The sequence below is a fragment of the Moorella humiferrea genome, from assembly GCF_039233145.1.
Lineage (GTDB): Bacteria > Bacillota > DSM-521 > Neomoorellales > Neomoorellaceae > Neomoorella > Neomoorella humiferrea.
In genome coordinates this window covers 632,142-652,167 of sequence record NZ_CP136419.1, presented here as the reverse complement: position 1 = coordinate 652,167, position 20,026 = coordinate 632,142, and the positions used below count along the sequence as shown (strand labels likewise).

17 protein-coding genes are annotated in these 20,026 nt (G+C 57.9%); 3 read left to right on the top strand and 14 right to left on the bottom strand.

The window, feature by feature from the left end; genetic code table 11:
- Positions 1-14: 14 nt before the first annotated feature.
- The 14 genes from MHFGQ_RS03295 to MHFGQ_RS03230 form a co-directional block, all read right to left on the bottom strand.
- Positions 15-1,049: an SIS domain-containing protein gene (locus MHFGQ_RS03295; protein ID WP_170066133.1), complete on the bottom strand. Its 1,035-nt coding sequence runs from the start codon at positions 1,047-1,049 to the stop codon at positions 15-17.
- A complete protein-coding gene (locus tag MHFGQ_RS03290; RefSeq protein WP_106004409.1) occupies positions 1,034-2,038 on the bottom strand; it encodes an ROK family protein in 1,005 nt (334 codons plus the stop codon). The genes MHFGQ_RS03295 and MHFGQ_RS03290 overlap by 16 nt, the downstream gene beginning before the upstream one ends.
- A gap of 1 nt (position 2,039) precedes the next feature.
- On the bottom strand, positions 2,040-3,020 hold the full coding sequence (locus MHFGQ_RS03285) for a Gfo/Idh/MocA family protein (RefSeq protein ID WP_106004410.1): 981 nt from the start codon (positions 3,018-3,020) through the stop codon (positions 2,040-2,042).
- 4 nt (positions 3,021-3,024) lie between these two features.
- Entirely contained in the window at positions 3,025-4,017 is a 993-nt protein-coding gene (locus MHFGQ_RS03280) for a Gfo/Idh/MocA family protein (RefSeq protein WP_170066134.1), read from the bottom strand.
- 50 nt (positions 4,018-4,067) lie between these two features.
- A complete protein-coding gene (locus MHFGQ_RS03275; RefSeq protein WP_170066135.1) occupies positions 4,068-5,093 on the bottom strand; it encodes a Gfo/Idh/MocA family protein in 1,026 nt (341 codons plus the stop codon).
- 23 nt (positions 5,094-5,116) lie between these two features.
- The gene (locus MHFGQ_RS03270) at positions 5,117-6,076 is read right to left on the bottom strand and encodes an ABC transporter permease (RefSeq protein WP_106004413.1); all 960 of its coding nucleotides are present in this window, start codon (positions 6,074-6,076) and stop codon (positions 5,117-5,119) included.
- On the bottom strand, positions 6,069-7,100 hold the full coding sequence (locus tag MHFGQ_RS03265) for an ABC transporter permease (RefSeq protein WP_106004414.1): 1,032 nt from the start codon (positions 7,098-7,100) through the stop codon (positions 6,069-6,071). Before MHFGQ_RS03265 ends, MHFGQ_RS03270 begins: the two co-directional genes overlap by 8 nt.
- Entirely contained in the window at positions 7,101-8,615 is a 1,515-nt protein-coding gene (locus tag MHFGQ_RS03260; protein WP_106004415.1) for a sugar ABC transporter ATP-binding protein, read from the bottom strand.
- Positions 8,616-8,626: 11 nt separating this feature from the next.
- Positions 8,627-9,790: a substrate-binding domain-containing protein gene (locus tag MHFGQ_RS03255; RefSeq protein WP_106004416.1), complete on the bottom strand. Its 1,164-nt coding sequence runs from the start codon at positions 9,788-9,790 to the stop codon at positions 8,627-8,629.
- Positions 9,791-9,937: 147 nt separating this feature from the next.
- Positions 9,938-12,055 (bottom strand): FAD-dependent oxidoreductase, encoded by a 2,118-nt coding sequence (locus tag MHFGQ_RS03250; protein WP_106004417.1) that lies wholly within the window; start codon positions 12,053-12,055, stop codon positions 9,938-9,940.
- A gap of 99 nt (positions 12,056-12,154) precedes the next feature.
- On the bottom strand, positions 12,155-13,411 hold the full coding sequence (locus MHFGQ_RS03245) for an ROK family transcriptional regulator (protein WP_170066136.1): 1,257 nt from the start codon (positions 13,409-13,411) through the stop codon (positions 12,155-12,157).
- 353 nt (positions 13,412-13,764) lie between these two features.
- Positions 13,765-14,973: an ABC transporter permease gene (locus MHFGQ_RS03240; protein WP_106004419.1), complete on the bottom strand. Its 1,209-nt coding sequence runs from the start codon at positions 14,971-14,973 to the stop codon at positions 13,765-13,767.
- The gene (locus tag MHFGQ_RS03235; protein WP_106004420.1) at positions 14,970-15,716 is read right to left on the bottom strand and encodes an ABC transporter ATP-binding protein; all 747 of its coding nucleotides are present in this window, start codon (positions 15,714-15,716) and stop codon (positions 14,970-14,972) included. Before MHFGQ_RS03235 ends, MHFGQ_RS03240 begins: the two co-directional genes overlap by 4 nt.
- 5 nt (positions 15,717-15,721) lie before the next feature.
- Positions 15,722-17,218 (bottom strand): HlyD family secretion protein, encoded by a 1,497-nt coding sequence (locus MHFGQ_RS03230; RefSeq protein ID WP_106004421.1) that lies wholly within the window; start codon positions 17,216-17,218, stop codon positions 15,722-15,724.
- A gap of 175 nt (positions 17,219-17,393) precedes the next feature.
- Between MHFGQ_RS03230 and MHFGQ_RS03225 the strand changes: the two genes are divergently transcribed.
- Genes MHFGQ_RS03225 through mqnE form a run of 3 tightly spaced genes read left to right on the top strand, consistent with a single transcriptional unit; the run spans position 17,394 to position 20,008 of the window.
- Complete coding sequence (locus MHFGQ_RS03225) at positions 17,394-18,026, top strand: TetR/AcrR family transcriptional regulator (protein WP_106004422.1); 633 nt, start codon at positions 17,394-17,396, stop codon at positions 18,024-18,026.
- Positions 18,019-18,870: an MTAP family purine nucleoside phosphorylase gene (locus MHFGQ_RS03220; protein WP_106004423.1), complete on the top strand. Its 852-nt coding sequence runs from the start codon at positions 18,019-18,021 to the stop codon at positions 18,868-18,870. Before MHFGQ_RS03225 ends, MHFGQ_RS03220 begins: the two co-directional genes overlap by 8 nt.
- A gap of 25 nt (positions 18,871-18,895) precedes the next feature.
- Positions 18,896-20,008, top strand: a complete 1,113-nt coding sequence (gene mqnE, locus MHFGQ_RS03215; RefSeq protein ID WP_170066163.1) for an aminofutalosine synthase MqnE — start codon at positions 18,896-18,898, stop codon at positions 20,006-20,008.
- The last annotated feature ends 18 nt before the right edge of the window (positions 20,009-20,026 follow it).

Sequence of the window (20,026 nt, the reverse complement as noted above, 5' to 3'; positions counted from 1 at the left end):
GCCCCCTTCCTTCCTTAACGGGTCACCGTTACCTTACGCAGTCCCCGCGGGCGATCGGGATCTAAGCCTTTTGCTTCGGCAAGGAAACAGGAGAAAAGCTGCATGGCCACAATGCCGGTAAACGGCGAGATGAACTCGTCCACAGCGGGGAGTTCCAGCCCTGTCCGGGCCTGGTCCAGGATTTCCCGGCGGTCGGAGAGGACGATGAGTTCCGCTCCGCGGGCCAGAAGCCGGCCAGCCATTTCCTGCATCTGCATATAACTTCTGCCGGAGGGCGCTACAATGATAGCCGGATAACCATGGGATATAATGGCAATGGGGCCGTGTAAAAAGTCGGCGGCGGAAAAACCCTGGGCCTGCACATAGCATGTTTCCTGCAGCTTCAGGGCCGCCTCCAGGGCGGTGGGGTAATTCAACCCCCGGCCCAGGACCACACATTCATCCATATACGCGTACCGCTCTACGACCTGGTTGATGCGCGGCGCCAGGGCCAGGCAAGCCTCCACGGCTTCCGTCACCCCTGCTAGGGCGGTAATCAAGTCGTCACGCCCGGACAGGGCCGCCACCAACATGCCGAGCAGGGCCAGCTCGCTGGTATACGTCTTGGTCGCTGCCAGTGCCGTCTCTTTACCGGCGCGACAGAGGAGCAGGTGATCTGCCTGCCTAGCCAGCGTAGATTCCGCTTCGTTGGTGATGGTGACTACCACCGCCCCGCTCGTCCGGCCCTGGTGTAAGATCTCGGCCACATCGGCCGCCTCGCCCGACTGGGAGATGCCGATTACCAGGGCGTCCTGTAATTGCAAGCAGCCGCCGTAAAGGGTGATGACCGAAGGTGCGGCCAGGGCCACCGGCAGGCCGGTGTAAACTTCCAGGGCGTATTTGGCAAAGGTGGCGGCATGGTCGGAAGTGCCGCGGGCGGCGATAACCGCATAACGGCACTGCCGTTCCTTGATGAGGTTAGCTATGGCGCGGACGTTTTCTTTTTCTTCCTGGAGCAGTCGGCGCAACACACCAGGCTGTTCCATAATCTCCTCTAACATGCGCGACATGTTTGCCTGCCCCCTTCGTCCAGCAGTCCGAGGCGGGTAAAAGCTATGGCGGCAGCGCCTACTACTCCCGCCATTTCCGGCCATGTAGACAAAACCACCTGCACGCTACTAGCGGCCGGCGGCAGGGCGCGCTGGCGCACCACCCGGGTTACCGTGGGTAACAGCAAGCTGCCGGTCCGGCTGACGCCTCCGCCCAGAACCACTAGTTCCGGGTCGAAGATGGTAACCAATGAGGCGATGCCCAAACCGATATAATTGGCCGCTTCTTCCATAACCTCCTGCGCCAGCTTATCGCCGGCCGCGGCGGCGGAGGCGACGTGCAAGGCGGTGAGTTCTTCGTTACGGTTTATAATCTCCCCCAAGATCGAAGGCCGGCCGGCGGCGAGGAGGGCGGCGGCCCGGCCGGCGATAGCCTTGCCCGAGGCCAGCGCTTCCCAGCAGCCGTAATTGCCGCATCCACAACGGGGGCCTGCCGGGTTAACTACCATATGGCCGATCTCGCCGGCGTTGCCGTGGTGACCGCGGTAGATCCGCCCGCCCAGGATGAGGCCGCCGCCGATGCCCGTACCAATAGCGATATAAAGCAAATTTTCCACATTGCGCCCATGGCCGAAGCATTTCTCGCCCCAGGCCGCGGCACGGGCGTCGTTCTCTAAGAAAAGGGGGAGGTTCAACTCCCTGGTCAGAATTTCGCCAACTGGGACATTGCGCCAATTCAAATTGGCAGAGAGGATCACCCTGCCGCCGTCACTGTCGAAAACGCCGGGGAGGGCCATACCCACCCCTTTTATTCCTCCCCCTTTCCCGGCCTCCGCTCCCACCAGGCGTAACCCGGTCACGATGCGCTCAATAACGCACGCGGCGCCGTCGTCAGGACGAGTAGGTACGATCATTTCGTTGATAACCCGCCCTGCCTGGTCGACCAGCCCGAAAGCTATTTTGGTTCCACCCAAATCTACTCCTAAGACGTAGCTCCGTTCTTTCTCCATGTTAGTTTCCCACCGCTACTGGCGCATTGGTTTCCGCGGCGCGGTAGGCGGCTAGGGCCACTTCCAGGGCTTTCAAGCCGTCATGGCCGGAAACCGGGAACCGACGGTTGCCGGCAATGCAGGATACAAATTCCCGCACCATGATATAATCGGCGTCGCTACCCCAGTTTTCGTAACGGGTAGTCAACTCTCCTGGGCCGTAGACCGCCAGGTTCTGGGCAAACAGGTCCAGGTAAGCAGTACCGGCGGTGCCGATGATTTCCATGGTCACGTCACCCCAGGTGGGGAAGCCCGGTGGCCGTGACCAACTGGTGTCCAGGGTAACGAAGACGCCACCGCTCAGTTCCATGGATAGAAGACCACAATCTTCTACGTTGATATCATAAAGGAGGGTCCCGGCCTCGGCATAGACGCGGATCACTTCCTGGCCTAAGAACCACCGTAAGAGATCAACAACGTGGACAGTATGGTCCATGACAGCGCCGCCGCCGGCCTTTTCCCGGTCTAAAAACCAGCCTGGCGGCAGCGAGCCATGATTGGTGGCGCGAATGGCGATCACCCGTCCCAGCTTGCCGGCCTGGATTTCCTGGCGTAATCGGCGCGCCGCCGGGTGAAAGCGGCAGGGAAAGGCCACGCCCAGCTGGACATTGTTTTCCTGGCACGCAGCGATCATGCGGGCGGCATCTTCAATGGTGGTTGCAATGGGCTTTTCGCACAGGATATGCTTACCATGGGAAGCGGCAGCCAGGGCCATGGGGGCATGTTCGGCATTGGCGGAGCAGATGATCACTCCGTCGATATCTGTTTCCAGGAGGGCATCGATCGTAGGAAAGTAACGCGTGCCAAACTGCGCGGCGGTGGCGCGGCCCCGGCTGGCGTCGTCGTCCGCCAAGCCGGCAAATTCCACCCCGGGTAGGCGAGTAAGGGCGCCGGCGTAGCTGTAAGCATGCATATGGGCGAAACTTAAAATCCCTATTTTCATCCCTTCATCTCCTCGACTGCGCTAAAGTAAAAACCTGTCCGGTGATCGCCGACTTCAGGGCTGCCAGGGCGACTTCCATAGTATGGAGGGCTATCTCTATATCGGCCAGGGGTGTGGGTTTACCTGACAAGCAATCTACGGCTTCCTTCAACCCGGCAACGTACATATCTTCTTCCACCGGGCTTATTAGACCATGACGTCCCGCCACGCCATCAGCGGTGGTAAACCTTAAGGGCGCTGTATTCTCTTCGGAATATGCTATAAGGCCGTTGCTGGCAGCAATCTCTAGCTCGTCACCACCATGGTCACGGGGAAGCCAGTTTCCATCCAGGTGGGCAATAATACCATTTTCCATCCGCAGGGAAACCAGGGCATATTCCCCGGCCAGTATTTCCCGGTAGGCGGTGGAAGCGGCGTAAACCCGCTGCACCCGGCCACAACAACCGATCAGGAAAGCAATGTCCTGGGCGAGGAGGTCCAGGATGACGCCGCCGCTTTCCTTCAGGCTGCGGCGCCAATCGCCGGCGCTGGCAGGTATGCCGGGCCGGCGCCGGGTAATCCGTACCACCCCGGCCCGTCCGAGGCTCCCGCCGGCCAGGATGGCCGCGGCGCGGCGCAGGGGTGGCATAAAGGCGTTGAGGTGCAAGGGGATGAGGCGGACGCCCGCCTCCCGGCAGGCGTTCACGGCCGCCTGCGCCTGGTCCATGGTGCGAGCCAGGGGGGTCTCGCAAAATACGTCCTTGCCGCGGCGGGCAGCCTCTTGCACAAGGTCAGCATGGTTAGAGGTCGGAGTGGCTATATCAATTATGTCGAGATCAGCGTCAAGCAGTTCCTCCAAGGGCATAGCTTCGCAGCTGGTTGCGGCCGCCAACCTGGCAGCGACAGCAGCATCAATATCAGCTACGGCCCGGAGCTCCACTCCCTCAATTTCCCGGTAGGCGGCGGCGTGGGCCTGGCCGGCGGCCCCGCAGCCGATAAGGCCAATGCGTAAAGTCACTATTATTCTCCTTCCTGCAACGGAAGTTAGATTAATGACCGGTGGTGGCATTATCCGGGGCGTCTATTTGCTCCCCAAGTGCCCCGAGAAAAAGATGCGACCAGTTTCAGGACTGTTGCCACCGCCAGGCGCGCCTCCATCGGGCTGACCCGGAAGGGCGCCCCGGTAAGGAGACAGTCGACGAAATGGGCCAGCTCCTCGGTGTAAGGATCGCCGGCCATGATCGCCGGCAGGCGGTTGCCGTCTATGGTCGTCACTTCATCACCCCTATAGACCAGGACCTGCTTTTCGCCTGCGCGGGGACTCATGAACTCTACAACGCCTTCCTCGCCTACCAGGCGGTAGCCGGTGGTAAAGGGGTAGGAGGGCGGCATCAGGTGACTGGCTTCCAGGCACGCCGCGGCACCATTAGCATAAGTGAGGTTGGAAACTACATGGGCCGGTCCCAGACGACCGGGGGTCATTATTTCCTGCATGTAAAAGGATTGTGGCTCTCCCAATAACCAGTTGCTGAGGTCGATGTCGTGAATCTGCAGGTCCATAATGGTACCCCCGCTTTGCTGGCGGTCTAAGAGCCAGTTGTTCCAGCTCCACCCGGGGGTGGCTGATACTCGCCAGGCGCCGAAAAAGAGGGGCCGTCCTAACTTTCCTTCTTCCAGAAGGGATTTGGCTACCATGTATTCGGGCATGAACCGGCAAACGTGGGCCACCATCAAGCGCACGCCGCCGGCCTCGACGGCAGCGATCATTGCGTCGATATCTTCTAGGTTGAGGGCAAAAGGTTTTTCCACCAGGATGTGCAGGCCGGCGGCGGCAGCTTTGACCACAGCTTCGCGGTGGTAAGGCGATGGCAGGCAGATATCGACGGCGTCCAGTTTTTCCGCGGTCAGCATTGCATCCAGGGTGGGGTAAGCTTTGAGACCGTACTTAGCCGCCAGTTCGCCGGCTTTTTCCGGCCTAATATCGGCCACTGCCGTTAGTCGTGCCCGGGGATTGTGGGCGTAACCAGCGGCGTGGATGGCGCCGATAAACCCGGCACCAACAATACCGATACGGATAACATCTCTATTGCTCAATTTTCTTGACCTCCTTTCCCGGCTCACTGCCGGATGGCTGGTTGCCGGGTATAAAGGGCGAGGAGCAGGATCAGGACCAGACCGTTGATGACTTGACGGCCGGCTTCATCAGTGTGCAGCACCACCAGGAGATTGGCCAGGGCTGTAAGGATCACCGAACCGAGCAGGGTACCGGTATAGGAACCTTCACCCCCGGCCAGAGAGGTACCGCCGATAACTACCGCTGCCACCGAGGGCAGTACATAGGCGGCGCCCATGTTGACAAAGACAAAGTTGTTGTAAGCAATAAGCCAGAAGCCGGCCAGGCTACTCAAAATCCCGCTCAGGATATAGGCAATACCCTTGACCGCGTCGGCCCGCACCCCGGCCAGATAAGCGGCGTTGTAGTTGCTGCCGATGGCATAGAGCTGCTGCCCGTACACGGTCCGGCGCAGGATAAACTGCATCAGGATTAACACTATAATGCCCAGCACCGCCAGCCAGGGCAGGAAGGGAAATAAGCGGCGCGAGCCGATAAAAGCAATGATGGGCGCCGGCATACCCACCGGTGAACCGTGGGTATAAATCAGCTGGACGGTGGTCACAACGTTGGCCATGGCCATGGTCATTACCAGGGGAGGCACCCGGGCATAGAGGATGCCGGCAGCGTTGAACAATCCGATAGTCGCCCCTGATAGGATAACCAGCAGCAGGGCCGGGAGGATATTGCTATTTTGGCCAGCCATAGTCTGGGCGGCCAATACCGCACCCAGGGACATGACTGCCCCTACAGAAAGGTCGATTCCTTCCCCACCGGCGATGACCACCAGGGTCTGGCCGGCGGCGGCGAACCCCAGCAAGACGGCCATGGCCAGGATGCTGCCAATATTGGCCGGCGATAAGAAACTGGTGTTGATCAGGCCGCCGCCGATAAACAGGGCGACGGCGATGAGCCCGGCCATAAGAATCTGGTTGTGCCGCCAATTGAGGTTGATTTTAGACATGCTGGGTCCTCCCTCCCCGGCGGCGCCGACCCAAGCCGCCAAGGGCCCCGCCACGCTGCGTCAACGCTGCACTGGCCAGGCCTAAAATCACAATGAGATTGGCCAGAAGCTGCTGGTAAAATGAGGCTACGCTTGTAAGACTCTGGACATGGCTAACATAGTTGCGGAAAAGGAAAAAGACGATGTTATTTATTAACCCCAGGAAAAGGGCTCCGGCTATAGAACCACCGATACTACCCCATCCTCCTGCCAGGCTGCTGCCGCCCAGAATTACAGCAGCAACGGAGTTGAGGCCAAACATCTGGCCTATCTTGGGATCTCCAGACGCGGTTAAAGCCGTCAGGCATAGACCGGCTACACCGGTAATGAACCCGCAGAAGGTATAAGCGAAAAACTTTACCGCAGCTGTGTTGATTCCTGAAGCATAGGCGCTACGCTCACGTCCGCCGACGGCGCGAAGGTAAATGCCGACACGCCGGCGGGAGATCAACAGCCAAAGTAGTGCTACGGCAATGATAATCCAGCCTGCTACAGGGATCCCCATGATGGCGGCGCCGTAGGTAGTGTAAATCTCCCGGGGAACCATCCCACCCGGTTTAGGCCATATCCACAGGGCAAGACCGCCGACCACGGACATAGATGCAAAAGTGGCCAGGAGGGGCGGTATGCGCAAATAGGCCACCATCAGGCCGTTTCCCGTCCCTACCAGGGTGGCGGCCGCCAAGGCAACGGCCCAGCTCAGTCCCACCGGCCAGTGCCCCTGGTTGGTCAGGGCAATAGCCACAGTATTAACCAAAGTCATATTGCTGCCAATGGAAAGATCGATACCCCCGGTCAATACTACAACGGTCTGGGCGATGGCCGCCAGCACCAGGGGCGCGTTTACTGCCAGGAGAGAATTAAAATTGTAGCTTGTGAAAAAATCGGGCCCCTGGACCAGGATATTAACTATAATGCCTAAGAGCAAAAGTAGATAGCCAGGTGCCGCCGGGGATAAGCGTAATCGTCGCCACAGCCGTATCATTTAAGTCCCCTCCTCAGGCCGGGTCTGTTTCATGCCGAGCATCGCCGCTACCAGGGCTTCTTCCGTTTTTTCGCTTCCCTGGAGGATAGCAACTATTTCACCCTCGTAAAAGACATAAATACGCTCGGCGATGGCCAGGAGCTCTTCATTATCACTGGAAGCGATAAGGACCGCCGTCCCAGAGGCGGCCATTTGCCGCAGCAGGTCATGGATCTCCCGGCGGGCGTTGACGTCGACACCTTTGGTAGGATCGTCGAGTAAAAGGAGACGCGGCTGAACGGCCAGCCACCTGCCGATGATTAACTTCTGTTGGTTGCCGCCGCTGAGGCTGCTGGCCGGGTGGGCCGTGCTGCCGGCGACAATGCCCAATTGCTCAATCTGCCGGCCGGCTTCATCCTGTAAATAGTTGGGATTTAAGATAGTGCCCGGATTGTTTTTAGCCAGCCGCGCCAGGAACAGGTTCTCGGTAACGGAACGCACAGGGAGGATACCATCCCGTTCCCGATCACCTGAAATAAAGCCAATGCCCTGGCGTACTGCTTCCCGCGGGGAGGTAAAGGCTACGGAGGCGCCGTTATATTCCACGCGCCCATCGCTGAAGGGGATCTGGCCGTATATGGCCCGCAGGAATTCTGCCTGGCCCTGTCCCTGCAGCCCGGCCAGGCCGATAATTTCGCCGGCCCGGGCCGTGAGGGTGACACCCCGCACCCGCGGTGGGACTTGAAGATTGGAAACAGCAAGGATTACCTCCCGCCGGGTTTCCTTTTCCTCTCTGGCAGTTACAACACGGCTTTTTTCCGGTCGAGTACCGGTCATGTAATAGACCACATCTGCCTCATCTACCTGGTCCAGCTGCACGGAAGCAACACTTTCCCCGCCACGGAGGATCATGGCTGTCTGGCATAAGGAGAAGACTTCATCAAAACGGTGCGAGACGAAAAGAATGGCTAACCCCTTCTCGCTCATTTCCCGGAGCAGGCTGAATAGATGCTGTACCTGATCATGATGTAGAGAGGCCGTTACTTCATCGAGGATAAGAATGCGGGGATCCCAGGCCAGGGCTTTGGCCACTTCTACCAGGCTTTGGGCCGCCGGTTCCAGGTCGCCGGCCAGGGCGTCAGGGCTGGCATCAACCCGCAGGCGGGCCAGTAATTCCTCCGCCTGTGCCTGCGCCTTCCTGGTATCTACAAAACCTGCACGCCGGCAGGGCTCCCGGCCGAGGAGAATATTTTCGGCTACGGAAAGGCGGGGTACAAGGCTCAAATCCTGGTAGGCGACGGCGATGCCATGGCGGCGGGCATCCCAAGGAGAATTGATTACCAGGGGCCTGCCGTCCAGGAGGATTGTACCGCTGTCCGGTGCCACCAGTCCGCCCAGGACTTTGACCAGGGTGCTTTTTCCTGAACCATTGGCCCCGAGCAGCGCCCGGATTTCTCCGGGCGCCAGGCTCAGGGATGCATCTTTCAGGGCGGTTACTCCGCCGAAATGCTTGCTGATATGCTGAACTTGTAACAAGGACTCAACCCCTACTGGAACAATTTATCGATTTCTTCTTGCGGCAAAACGCTATCGATATAATAAGTGTCAGGCTTATCCTTCGTCTTCTCGTACCATTCCTTAAGGTTATCGTTGGTGATGATCACGGTAGGCTTGATCATAATGGCGTTCTTATTCTCTTTATCCATGGGATCGGAGGTCAGAACGCCGTCTTTGAGTTTTTTACCTTGGAGCAGATTGACGGCAATCATCAAACCATCGGCACCGATACCGGGAGGATTCTCCACGATTATGGCGTTCAAGGGATTATTGGGGTTCTTCTGGTTGATGTCATACCACAGGCGCAGGTAAGCGATCCACTCGTCACTGGTTATAGCCTTGGGCAGCGGGTGGTTGGCTTCCTGGAGGGCGTTGATTATGCCCACCGCGGCCCCGTCCTGGCATAAAATGCCGTCAAACTTGGGATATGTTGAAAGCAGGCTCGTCATCAGCTGCTTGGCCTTGCCCTCATCCCAGTCCATATTGACCTGTTTCAAGACCTTGATACCAGGGTATTTGGCCAGAACATCGGCGAAAGCCTGATGCCTGACTTCATTGGCCGGGGCGCCGGCCATGGCGTCGAACTGCAGGATGTCGCCCTTGCCGTTCAGCTGCTTGGCCAGCCATTCGGCCTGGATGCGGGCCCATTCATACTGGTCATTGGTTACGCTAATAACCTTGGGATGGTTGATATGCTGATCTATGGCCATGACAAGGATCCCTTTGCTTACTGCTTTGTCGATAACCGGGGCCAGGGCCGTAGCCGATACCGGGTTTATAAGGATGGCATCTACGCCGGAATTGATCAGCTGATCCATTTGCTGGGCCTGGGTGGTAGCATCGTTGTTAGCTACATAGACGGAGTAGTTGCTGATTATCCCTTGAGATTTAAACCTGTCGGCCACTTGCTGCATATTCTGTTCCATCTGGATGCGCCAGGCGTTGGCGTTGGTCCCGTCAAGCAGGGCGATATTGAAGCCTGATTTTTTTGTTGTTTGTCCCGCCTGGCCGGACTGGCCGGATTTACCGGCATCCGTGGCTGAACCTTTGCTGCCGCCGCATCCGGCCAGGGAAAGGGAGGCCACCAGGACTAGCACCAGAATGAAAATGACACCCCGGCTAAATCCGACTTTCTTACTATATTTGCCAAACATTAATAGTCCTCCCTCCTTAGGGGTTAAGTAAAATGAGAGGTGATGTTGGTGACTTTCAAATATGGCTATGTTGCTCTATGCCTCTATCGCACCTGACCCCCTTCCGCCTCCATTTTTAAACTGTTGTAGCAGCCTCACCTCCCACCGCTAACGGCTGAGCTCCAGCCGGACGTCCAGGGGAATATCGTCCATCAAGGCGCCGTTGGGGTTGAATAATGTATCGCCGTCGACCATAAGCCCGAAATTGGCGCCTTCGGAAACGGCTGCCTTTAAATTGCGAGGACGGACGGCGTCGCCTACGTTGACCACCTTGAGGCCGGCGGCCAGAAGCTCGTGGAATAGAGCGTCATTTGGTTTTACCTGGCAAATGACTACTGTATCGGCGGGTATGATGGTGCGGTTAAATTCTCGATCCATAATGACGACTGCATCCTCGCGTATTTCCAGGAGGGTGGCGCTGGTAATCACCTTAACTGGGTAACGGTAAGGTTTAGAGGTTAATGCTTCGGCGTCGGTTTGGTTGAAGCGCTTGCGTACCACATACATGTGCACGGGTTCAATGGTGGATCCCAGTTCTTTGTTCGGCGTGATAATCGTTACCTGCTTGCCGATGGAAGCCAGGAACTGGGCCGTATCGACGGCCTGGAAGTGGTCACCCCACAGGATTACCCGCTCACCGACACGGGCCATCTGCCGGTCGCCAGGATTGTACTCGCAGGTCCGCTTCGGGCAGGCCATTACTTCCTCGAACCGGACGACATTGCTGCCATTTGCCCTGGGCAGGTCGGGAAGATAGGAACTGGCACCGGTGGCGTTGACGATGACGTCGTAGGCGCGCAGATCATCGACGGTCGGCTGGGTTCGATAGCGAACTTCCACCCCTAGGGATTTGATCTGGTAGCGAATCCAGTCGGCGTACCACTTCATTTTTTCCTTCCCCGGTACCAGGCAGCAGCCCAGAATGGCCCCGCCAAGCTCACCGGTCTTTTCGAAAATAGTCACTTTATGGCCGCGAATAGTAGCCACCCGCGCTGCCTCCATTCCGGCCGGGCCGCCACCCACAACGGCAATGTTCATAGTCTGTTTGGCTTTTTGCATGCGGGCATAACGAGCATCGCCCACCGCGGGGTTGATAGCGCAACGGATTTCTTTCTTGGCCAGCATGGATTCCTGCCAGCAACCCACCAGGCAGGAAATGCATTTCCGTATTTCACGAACTTTACCTAATTTAGCCTTAACCGGCCAGTAAGGATCGGCAAGGAGCTGGCGAGAAAGGCCGACCAGGTCGGTTTTGCCTTCAGCCAGGATTTGCTCACAGTATTCGGGATCGCGTAAAGTATGGCTGTTGATCACCGGTATGCTGACGACCTTTTTGATAGCCTCGGAAGCGTACATGGTCCAACCTTGCTGGTAATACATGGGGTCAAAGCCGGCGCCGGGGGTTTCGGTTATGCACTGGCTCAAGTCCAAGGCGGCGACTCCTGCTTCCTCAAACATGCGGGCCACTATTTTACTCTCTTCAAGGTCGCGCCCACCGGGAATCCACTCATCTACAGAGAAACGGACCAAGACGGGGAAATCACGACCGCACTTTTTGTGGATCTGGTCGATTATAGCCAGGGGGAAGCGCATCCGGTTCTCCAGGGATCCGCCGAAACGATCGTTGCGGCGGTTGGTGTAAGGGCTCATGAACTGGGCCAGCAGGTAACCGTGGGCGGCGTGGAGTTCTACAGCGTCGAAGCCGGCCTGCTGCACACGCCAGGCTGCCTCGGAGAAAAGTTCAATCATATCAAGCACTTCTTCTACCGTCATGGCCCTTGCTTCTTTACCCTTTTCCTCGGCGTTGGCATACACTACCTCATGCCCGGCCGACCAGGGAACTTTGATGACCATATCGTTGGTAGACATGGTATTATAGCGGGGAATGGCCGCCTGACGGCCGGGATGCTGTAGCTGTACGGCGCATTTGGCTCCATATCGATGCATGGCTTCGGCCAAGCGGGCCAGACCGGGTATGTAATTATCGCCGTCGGCCACCAGGGAAGTAACCGTCGGCCGGCCGGTTTTACCATCCGGGCTGGTGGCGCCGACGATAATGAAACCCGTACCCCCCTTGGCGATTTCCGCGTGATGAATGATATCCCGCTCGCTCACCGAGCCATCGGCATGGGAAGAACTGATGTCGGTAGGCACATGAACTATGCGGTTGGGTAACTCCAAATTGCCAATACGAATAGGTTTAAATAGGTTAGGAAAATTATTCATTTATATACCTCTCCCTTAAATATTATTTAACCTAAAATTTCAAAGAAGTTATTTGTGTTTCAGTGATAATCACCTCCTGTATAACCTCTTTAAACATCTTTACTGAGGAAATACAGGTTCGGCACTGGTGTCAAGGCCTGACGACCAGAAACGAGTCGCAAGGAGGTTGTGAAGCACAATTCCTGCAACGCCGTACAAACGCGCCTTTTCGCCCAGTTGATGGGGAAGCAAGCGGACTGCGGCACCCGGCACCCGCAGACCGTGGGTGGCCATAGTTTTCTGGACATGCTGGAGGATAAAGCTGTCTTTGCCGATTAGTTCCCCTCCCAGGATAATAGCCTCAGGGTTTAAAAGGTTAACAAGGTTGGCTAGGCCGATCCCCAGACTTACCCCGGCTTCTGTCAGGGCGTTGACCGCCAGTTGATCGCTGGCCCATGCTGCTTTATTCAGGATCTCCGGGGTCACCTGGTCGATGTTGTCGACCAACTCGGTAATCACCGTTGGCACCCCCCTCTTCATCGCTTTGGTTACCCGCGCCCAGATGGCCGGCCAGGCGACCAGATTCTCCAGACAACCTATATTGCCACATTCGCACCTTTCTCCGCCTTTATCGATGCTCATATGGCCTAATTCACCGGCACTGCCGGTTATACCGCGAAAAATCCGCCCACCGAGGATCAATCCAGCCCCTACCCCGCTGCCTACCGTCACATAAACCATGTTTTCAAAGGGGCGCCCTGCTCCGAACCATTTCTCGCCCAGGGCCGCGGCATTGGTATCGTTCTCCACATATACCGTTAAATCAAAGCGCTTCTTTAGCATAGACCCCAAAGGTAAGTCCATCCAATTAAGTTTCAGGGAATAGCGTACTATACCGGTATCGGCGTCCACCAGGCCGGGGGTAGATATGCCAATTCCAGCGATGTTTAATTTCCTGGCCTTCATACTATCGATAATAGTTCCAACCGTTTCGCCGATCAGTTCCGCCAGGGCGTGGCCGGTAAATCTATGAGGTACGGAACGTTCTTCTTCCAATTCCCGTGCATTCAAGTCGGTGCGGGCTACAGTAAGCAAAGTATCGGTAACATCAACTGCAATAATATAGCCCGCCTTAGCGTTGAATTCCAGAAGAGTCGGTTTACGGCCGCCGCGGGATTCGCCCTCCCCCGCACTTCTCACCCAGCCCTCGGCAATAAGATCGTTTACCAGGGTGGCAACGGTAGTGGGGCTCAATTGCGTTTTGCGGGCAATGTCTACCCGGGCAATGGGCCCATAAGCGCGGATAGTTTCTAGTACCTGCGCCCGATTCATTTCCTGTAAGAGTTTTAGATCTGCCGGTCCTCGCTTTGTATTCATCTTATACCCCATACTTTTTGCATCGGCTTTATTAAGTAATCAAGAAAATAATTGGCATGAAAGCCGTATTTTATTCTTTAAATAGCTTTTTTCCCCTTTACCAATGTTTTATGTCATAATAATTCTCTATAAAACCGGAGATTCCTGCTGCAAAGTAAAAAATATTAGAGAAATACTTTCTAAAGATATTGGAATAAGTAGTCGAAAAAAGTCTTTTTTATTCTGTTTCTGATGGCCTTATTATCTTTCAATTATTATTTTTTCTGGCCTTTTTATTTGCTTTTCACTGATGCTTTTATTAAGTTATAAAAAATATAAAGCCCCCTTTTTCTACAGGGGGCAAGTATAATCGACTATTCATACCGCAAAGCCTCGATGGGGTCGGCCGTGGCGGCCCGGCGGGCCGGATAGTAGCCGAAGAAGACCCCCACCAGGGCCGAAAAGCCTATGGCCAGGAGGATGGAACCCGGAGCGATGACGGCCGGCCAGCCGGCCAGCATAGCTATCAGGCGGCTGCCGGTAAACCCGGCCAGCATCCCGATTATACCGCCGGCCAGGCTTAATACCAGGGCTTCGATGAGGAACTGGCTTAAAATCGCCCCGCTGGTGGCCCCTACGGCCATGCGGATGCCGATTTCCCGGGTGCGTTCGGTCACGGACACCAGCATGATGTTCATGATGCCGATGCCTCCCACTAAAAGGGATACAGCCGCCACTCCGGCTAAAAGGAGGGTCATGGTCCGGGTGGTGGCCTCTACCGTCTCCATGATGGCCGTCATGTTCTGGATGTTAAAGTCGTCTTCTTTCTGATCGCTTAAACGGTGCCGCCGGCGTAGTAAGCTCGTTACTTCGTCCTGCACCGTGCTGAGGCTGGCGGCGTCCCGGGCCTGGACGTTGATGACCTGGACATTCTTGCTGCCGCTGAAGCGCTGCTGGGCGGTGGTGACGGGGATGTAGATCATGTCGTCCTGGTCCTGGCCACCCATGCCGCCGCCCTGGGCTTTGAGGACGCCGACGACGGTGAACCTGAGGTTGTTTATGGTGATGGTTTTCCCTACGGCGCTGCCGCCGGGAAAGAGGTTGGCTTCTACCGTGGGACCGAGGACGGCTACCTGCCTGGCGTAAACGACGTCTTCGTCGGTGAAAAAGGAGCCGGCCGTCGTTTCCAGGTTCCTGATCTTTATGTAGGCGGTGGTGGTGCCTTTGACGGTGGTGCTCCAGGTCTGGCTCCCGGCTGCGGCCGTGGCCTGCTGGTTGACTTCCGGGGCGACGTTTTCTACCAGGGGAAGGGCGGCTATGGCTTCGGCGTCGGTTAAGGTCAGGGTGTTTATACCGGCGGCGCCGCGCACCGGCCCGAACCCCGTCCCGGGGCGCACCATCAGGATGTTGGACCCCATGCGGGCTATCCTTTCGGTGACCTGGGCCGTAGCGCCCTGGCCAATGCTGACCATAATGATTACGGCGGCAACGCCGATTATGATCCCCAGCATGGTAAGTAAAGAGCGCATCTTGTTGGCCATGAGCCCCCGCCAAGCTACGGTCAAGGCCGCCCTGAAGTTCATGCTTTCCTCTCCCCTATGGCCGCCACCAGCTCTTTTTCCGCCTGGCGGGGTTGGTTTATGGCTTCGTCGGCGATGATCAGGCCGTCGCGCAGGCGTACCAGCCGCCGGCAGTAGGCGGCAATGTCGGGTTCGTGGGTGACGATGACCACCGTAAGCCCTCGTTCGCGGTGCAGCCCTTGGAAGATGGCCATCACTTCGATGCTGGTGCGGGTGTCCAGGGCGCCTGTGGGTTCGTCGGCCAGGATAATGGCCGGGTCGTTGACCAGGGCGCGGGCGATGGCCACCCGCTGCTGCTGCCCGCCGGAAAGCTGGTTGGGCAGATGGTGTTCCCGGCCTTCCAGGCCTACCTGTTTCAAGGCGGCCAGGGACCGTTCCTTCATTTCCCGTCGGGGTACGCCGGCGTATATCAACGGCAGGGCAACGTTTTCCCACGCCGTTAGGTTGCCGATGAGGTTAAAGCTCTGGAAGACAAAGCCGATCTGCCGGTTGCGGATGTAGGCCAGCTGGTCCGGCGTGAGCCTGGTGATGTCCTGCCCGTTTAATAGATAGCGGCCGCCGGTGGGTTTATCCAGACACCCCAGGATGTGCATCAGGGTCGATTTGCCTGACCCGGACGCTCCCATGATGGCTACCATTTCTCCGGCCTCGATCTTTAAATCTATACCCCGCAGGGCGTGTACCCGGTTCTCGCCGCTGGCGTAGACCCGGGTCACTCCTTCTAGCTGGATGACGGGTGCGGCCACTTCCTTTACCTCCCGGTCGTCGTCCGGGCCGGCTGCCTTACCTGCACGGGTCCGGGGCCCATGAAGGACCTGGTCTGGGTACTACTAGACGTCCTGGCCGATGTGCTGGTGCCGACGACGACGGCTTCCCCTGCAGCAAGCCCGCTCACTACTTCGACGTTGCTCTCGTCGCTGGCGCCGGTGACGATCTGCCGGGGCACCGGCCGGCCGTTTTCTAACACGAGTACAGTGGTGCCGGCAGTATGGCCCCCTGCGGCCCCCGCCTCCGATCTACCAGCACTTCCGTTATCATTTGTGGTCGTCCCTGGAACGCCGCCCGGAATCGTCCTGCCGCCGGAGGTACTGCGGTCGCCCCCGACCGCCGCGCCGCTCCGGCCGCCGTTTCCCTCGCTACCGGCCAGGTAGGTTCTGGCAAAGGTGAGGGCCGCTTCGGGTATGGTCAAGACGTTGTCCTTGCGGTCAAGGATAAAGTCGACGCTGGCCGTCATGCCGGCTTTAAGGGAAGGCTCAGGGTCCAAAGATATTACGACATCATAAAGCTGGACGTTAGATACCGTCTGGGCTTCGGGGGCGATCCAGGCCACTTTACCCCTCATTTCCTTTCCGGGTATGGCGTTGACGGTAAAGCTGACTTCCTGGCCGACCTTTACTTTATTGATGTCGGCCTCGTTTACCTTCGCCCGCAGCTGCAAAGTCGGGGTAATCATAGTGATGAAACTGGAGTTGCTGTTATCTGTGCTGCTGCCGACCCTATATCCCACCTCGCCGTTCACGGCGCTGATGATGCCGTCCCACGGCGCGCGCAGCTGGGCGCTTTCCAGGTTGTTCCGGGCCAGCTCTACCTGCGCCTTCGCCGCTTCTACCTGGGCCCGCGCCGCGGCGATCTCTTCCGGCCGGCTGCCGTTTTTTAAATCTTCTAGGGCCGCTTCGGCCTGCCGGAGTTTGGCGGCCGAGCTGTCCCGCGCGCTTACGGCGCTGTCCAGCTCGGCTTTGGAAAGGGCCCCGGCTTCAAATAAGGCCTTGTTCCTTTCCGCCGCGGCCGCCGCGTCGTTGTAGGCGATCCTGGCGGTTTCTACGTTGGCTTCCGCCTGGGCGATCTCTGCGGCCGTGGCCCCGGCTTCCAGCTTCTGCAGGTTGGCCGCGGCGCTGTTATAGCTCGCCTGGGCCTGGGCCAGCTGCGCTTCCAGCTCCGCAGTGTCCTGAACGGCCAGCACCTGCCCGGCTTTGACGGCGTCCCCAGGCTTGACATAGATCGCCTTGATGATGCCGCTGTTTTTAAATCCCAGGTTGACGCTCTTTACCGGCTCGATGGTGCCGGTAGCGTTGATGGCGTTTTTGATGCTTCCCTGGGCGACGGGTACGGTTATGTACTTAACCTCCGCCCGGCGCCCGTATTGCCACCACAAAAGGGCACCAACCAGTAGTAAAAATATACACCCCCCCAGGAGCCACCTGACCTTTCGGAATCGGGGGGGCGTTACCGGAACTGCCTCTACCGTCATTGCCTTCTCCCTTCCTGCCCCTCGTTTATCTAATTTTCAATTATAGCAAGAAGGGCGCAATCGAACCTTAAAAATTGCTAAGAAATGTTGCCATTGACTACGCTTTATAAAGGATATAAAATGACGATGAAAAAATGAATCGATGTTCATTGTTTGAAAATTGGAGGGAAAGCCCTTGGTTTACCGGCGGACAAAAAAGGTCGATCAGCGTCTGGAAAGCCGCCTGCAGGCTATTATGCAGGCCGCCAGGGAAGAATTCGCTCGCAACGGCTTTTACGGTACGTCGATTAAGGACATTGCCCGCCGGGCCGGGGTGGCCGTCGGTACCATCTATTTATACCTGCGTAACAAAGAGGCCCTCTTTGCCGCCCTGGTCAATGAGGCATATGAGATGGTCCTGGAGCGCATCGCCCAAGCCCGGAAAAAGGCCGTGGGTGGCCGCGAAAAGCTCAAGGCTTCCATGGAAGCGGCCCTGGAAGTGTTGCAGGAACACCGCGACCTGGCCCGAGTGATGCTGGTGCAGTCGCCGGCGGGCCACCCGGCCGTTAGCGAGCAGCTCTACGACCTGCTGCGCCGCCTAGCCCGGCTGGTGGAGGAAGACGTGCGGGAAGAGATGGAAAGGGGCGCCCTCCCACCCCAGGACGCCCGCCTGGCCTCCTTGGCTTTTGTGGGTACCTTTTACCAGGTAGTCATGGGCTGGCTGAAAGATGGCTACCCCACCGATTTGACCGCGGCCGGCAAAGACCTGATAGCCTACAACCTGCGCGGTCTGGGTTACCCTCCGGAAGGAGAGGAAGAGGATGGCTGAAAAAAAGGTACAGGCCGACATCGGCTTTATCGGCGGTTCCGGCACCTACAGCCTGAACTTTCCCGAGGCCTTAAAGGATCCAAAGACGGAGGTGCTGGAGCGGGATCTCGTCTTTTCCACCCCCTGGGGTCCCAGCGCCCCCCTGACCCTTTTCATCACCGGCGACCCGCCGCGGCGCATCCTGGCGGCCAAGATGCACGGGCGGATTCCCGGAGTCTCCTGGGGTGAAAGTTCACAACGCCTTTTCCACGCGTTTATGCAGGCAGGCGTAAAAAAAATTATTGCCGAGGGCGGGGTGGGAAGCGTCAACCACCTCCTGGACCTCAAGGACATCGTGGTGGTCACCGACTACATCGATTTTTCCATGCGCCGCGACGTAGGGCTCATGGAAGGCTATCTGTCGATAATGCGCCGGCCCATCTGCCCTTCCCTGCACCGGGTCCTGGTGGAAGCGGCAAAAGAGGCGCCCTTAGGCCGGGTCTTCGACCGCGGTGTCTACCTGGTAACGGACGGGCGTCACTTCGAAAGCGCGGCCGAGGTGAATCTCTTCCGCCAATGGGGGTCGGACGTCGTGGGACAGACCCTCTGCCCGGAGGTCTACCTGGCGCGGGAAATGGGGGCCTGCTATGCCGGCATTTATCTGGTCGTCAATTACGGCGAAGGTGTGGTGAAACCCTGGGAGCATCGGGATTTAAAGGATCTCTTTTTCACCGCCGCGCCGCCCTTTGGCCGCATAATTCTAAAGGCCCTGGGGCGGATACCCTTTAACGACGACTGTGGCTGCAAAGAGTTGCGCAAGCCCACCCTGCTCTGTCCGGACAACATCGGCAGGCACCCTGTATGAAAGGAGTTTGACGGAATTGTCTCGTATGACGTCAGAATTCATTCGCCGGGAGCTTCTACGGGGAGAACTGGCAGACATAGCCGCCAGGGTAGAGGCGGGAGAAAGGCTTTCCCGGGAGGACGGCATCCGCCTCATGGAGTGCCGCGACCTGCTGGCCGTCGGCTACCTGGCCGACCTGGCAAGACGGCGGACCTGTGATGATGTCGTTTATTTCATCAACAACGCCCACATTAATTATACCAACGTCTGCCAGAATCTCTGCGAACTGTGTGCCTTCGGCAAAGAAAAGGATGCCCCGGGGGCCTACACCATGACCCTGGAAGAAGTTGAAGCTAAGGCCCGGACGGCGGCCGCTGCCGGCGTCACCGAGATCCATATCGTCGGCGGCCTCAATCCAGAGCTCCCTTACGACTATTACCTGGAACTAGTGAAAACGGTGCGCCGGGCGGCCCCCGGGGCCTGCATCCAGGCCTTTGACGCCGTAGAGATCGATTTTATCGCCTCCCGTGCCGGCCTTCCCGTAGCCGACGTCCTCCAGGAACTGCGGCAGGCAGGACTGGATTCCCTGCCCGGGGGCGGGGCCGAGATCTTCAACCCCGACCTGCGCCGGCGCCTGTGCGCCAAAAAAATCGACGGCCGACGCTGGCTTAAAGTACATGAAACGGCCCACCGCCTGGGCATTCCCACCAACGCCACCATGCTCTACGGACATTTCGAGACCGCCGCCGACCGGGTGGACCACCTCCTGGCCCTGCGGGAGCTCCAGGACCGCACGGGAGGATTCCTGGCCTTTATTCCTCTGGCCTTCCACCCCACCAACACGGCCTTCAGCCATCTGCCGGGCCCCACCGGCGTCGACGATTTAAAGGTGCTGGCCGTCAGCCGCCTGCTTCTGGACAATTTCCGCCACATCAAGGCCTTCTGGATAATGATGGGGCCGAAGCTGGCCCAGATCGCCCTCCATTTTGGCGTCAACGACCTGGACGGCACGGTGCGGGAAGAACACATCTTCCACGATGCAGGAGCGACAACGCCCCAGTACCAGCCACCCGAAAGTTTTCTCAACAGTATCCGGGCGGCCGGCCGGATACCTGTAGAACGGGACACCCTCTACCGGGAAATCCGCCGCTATGTTTAAAGAGAAGGAGGTTCCCAC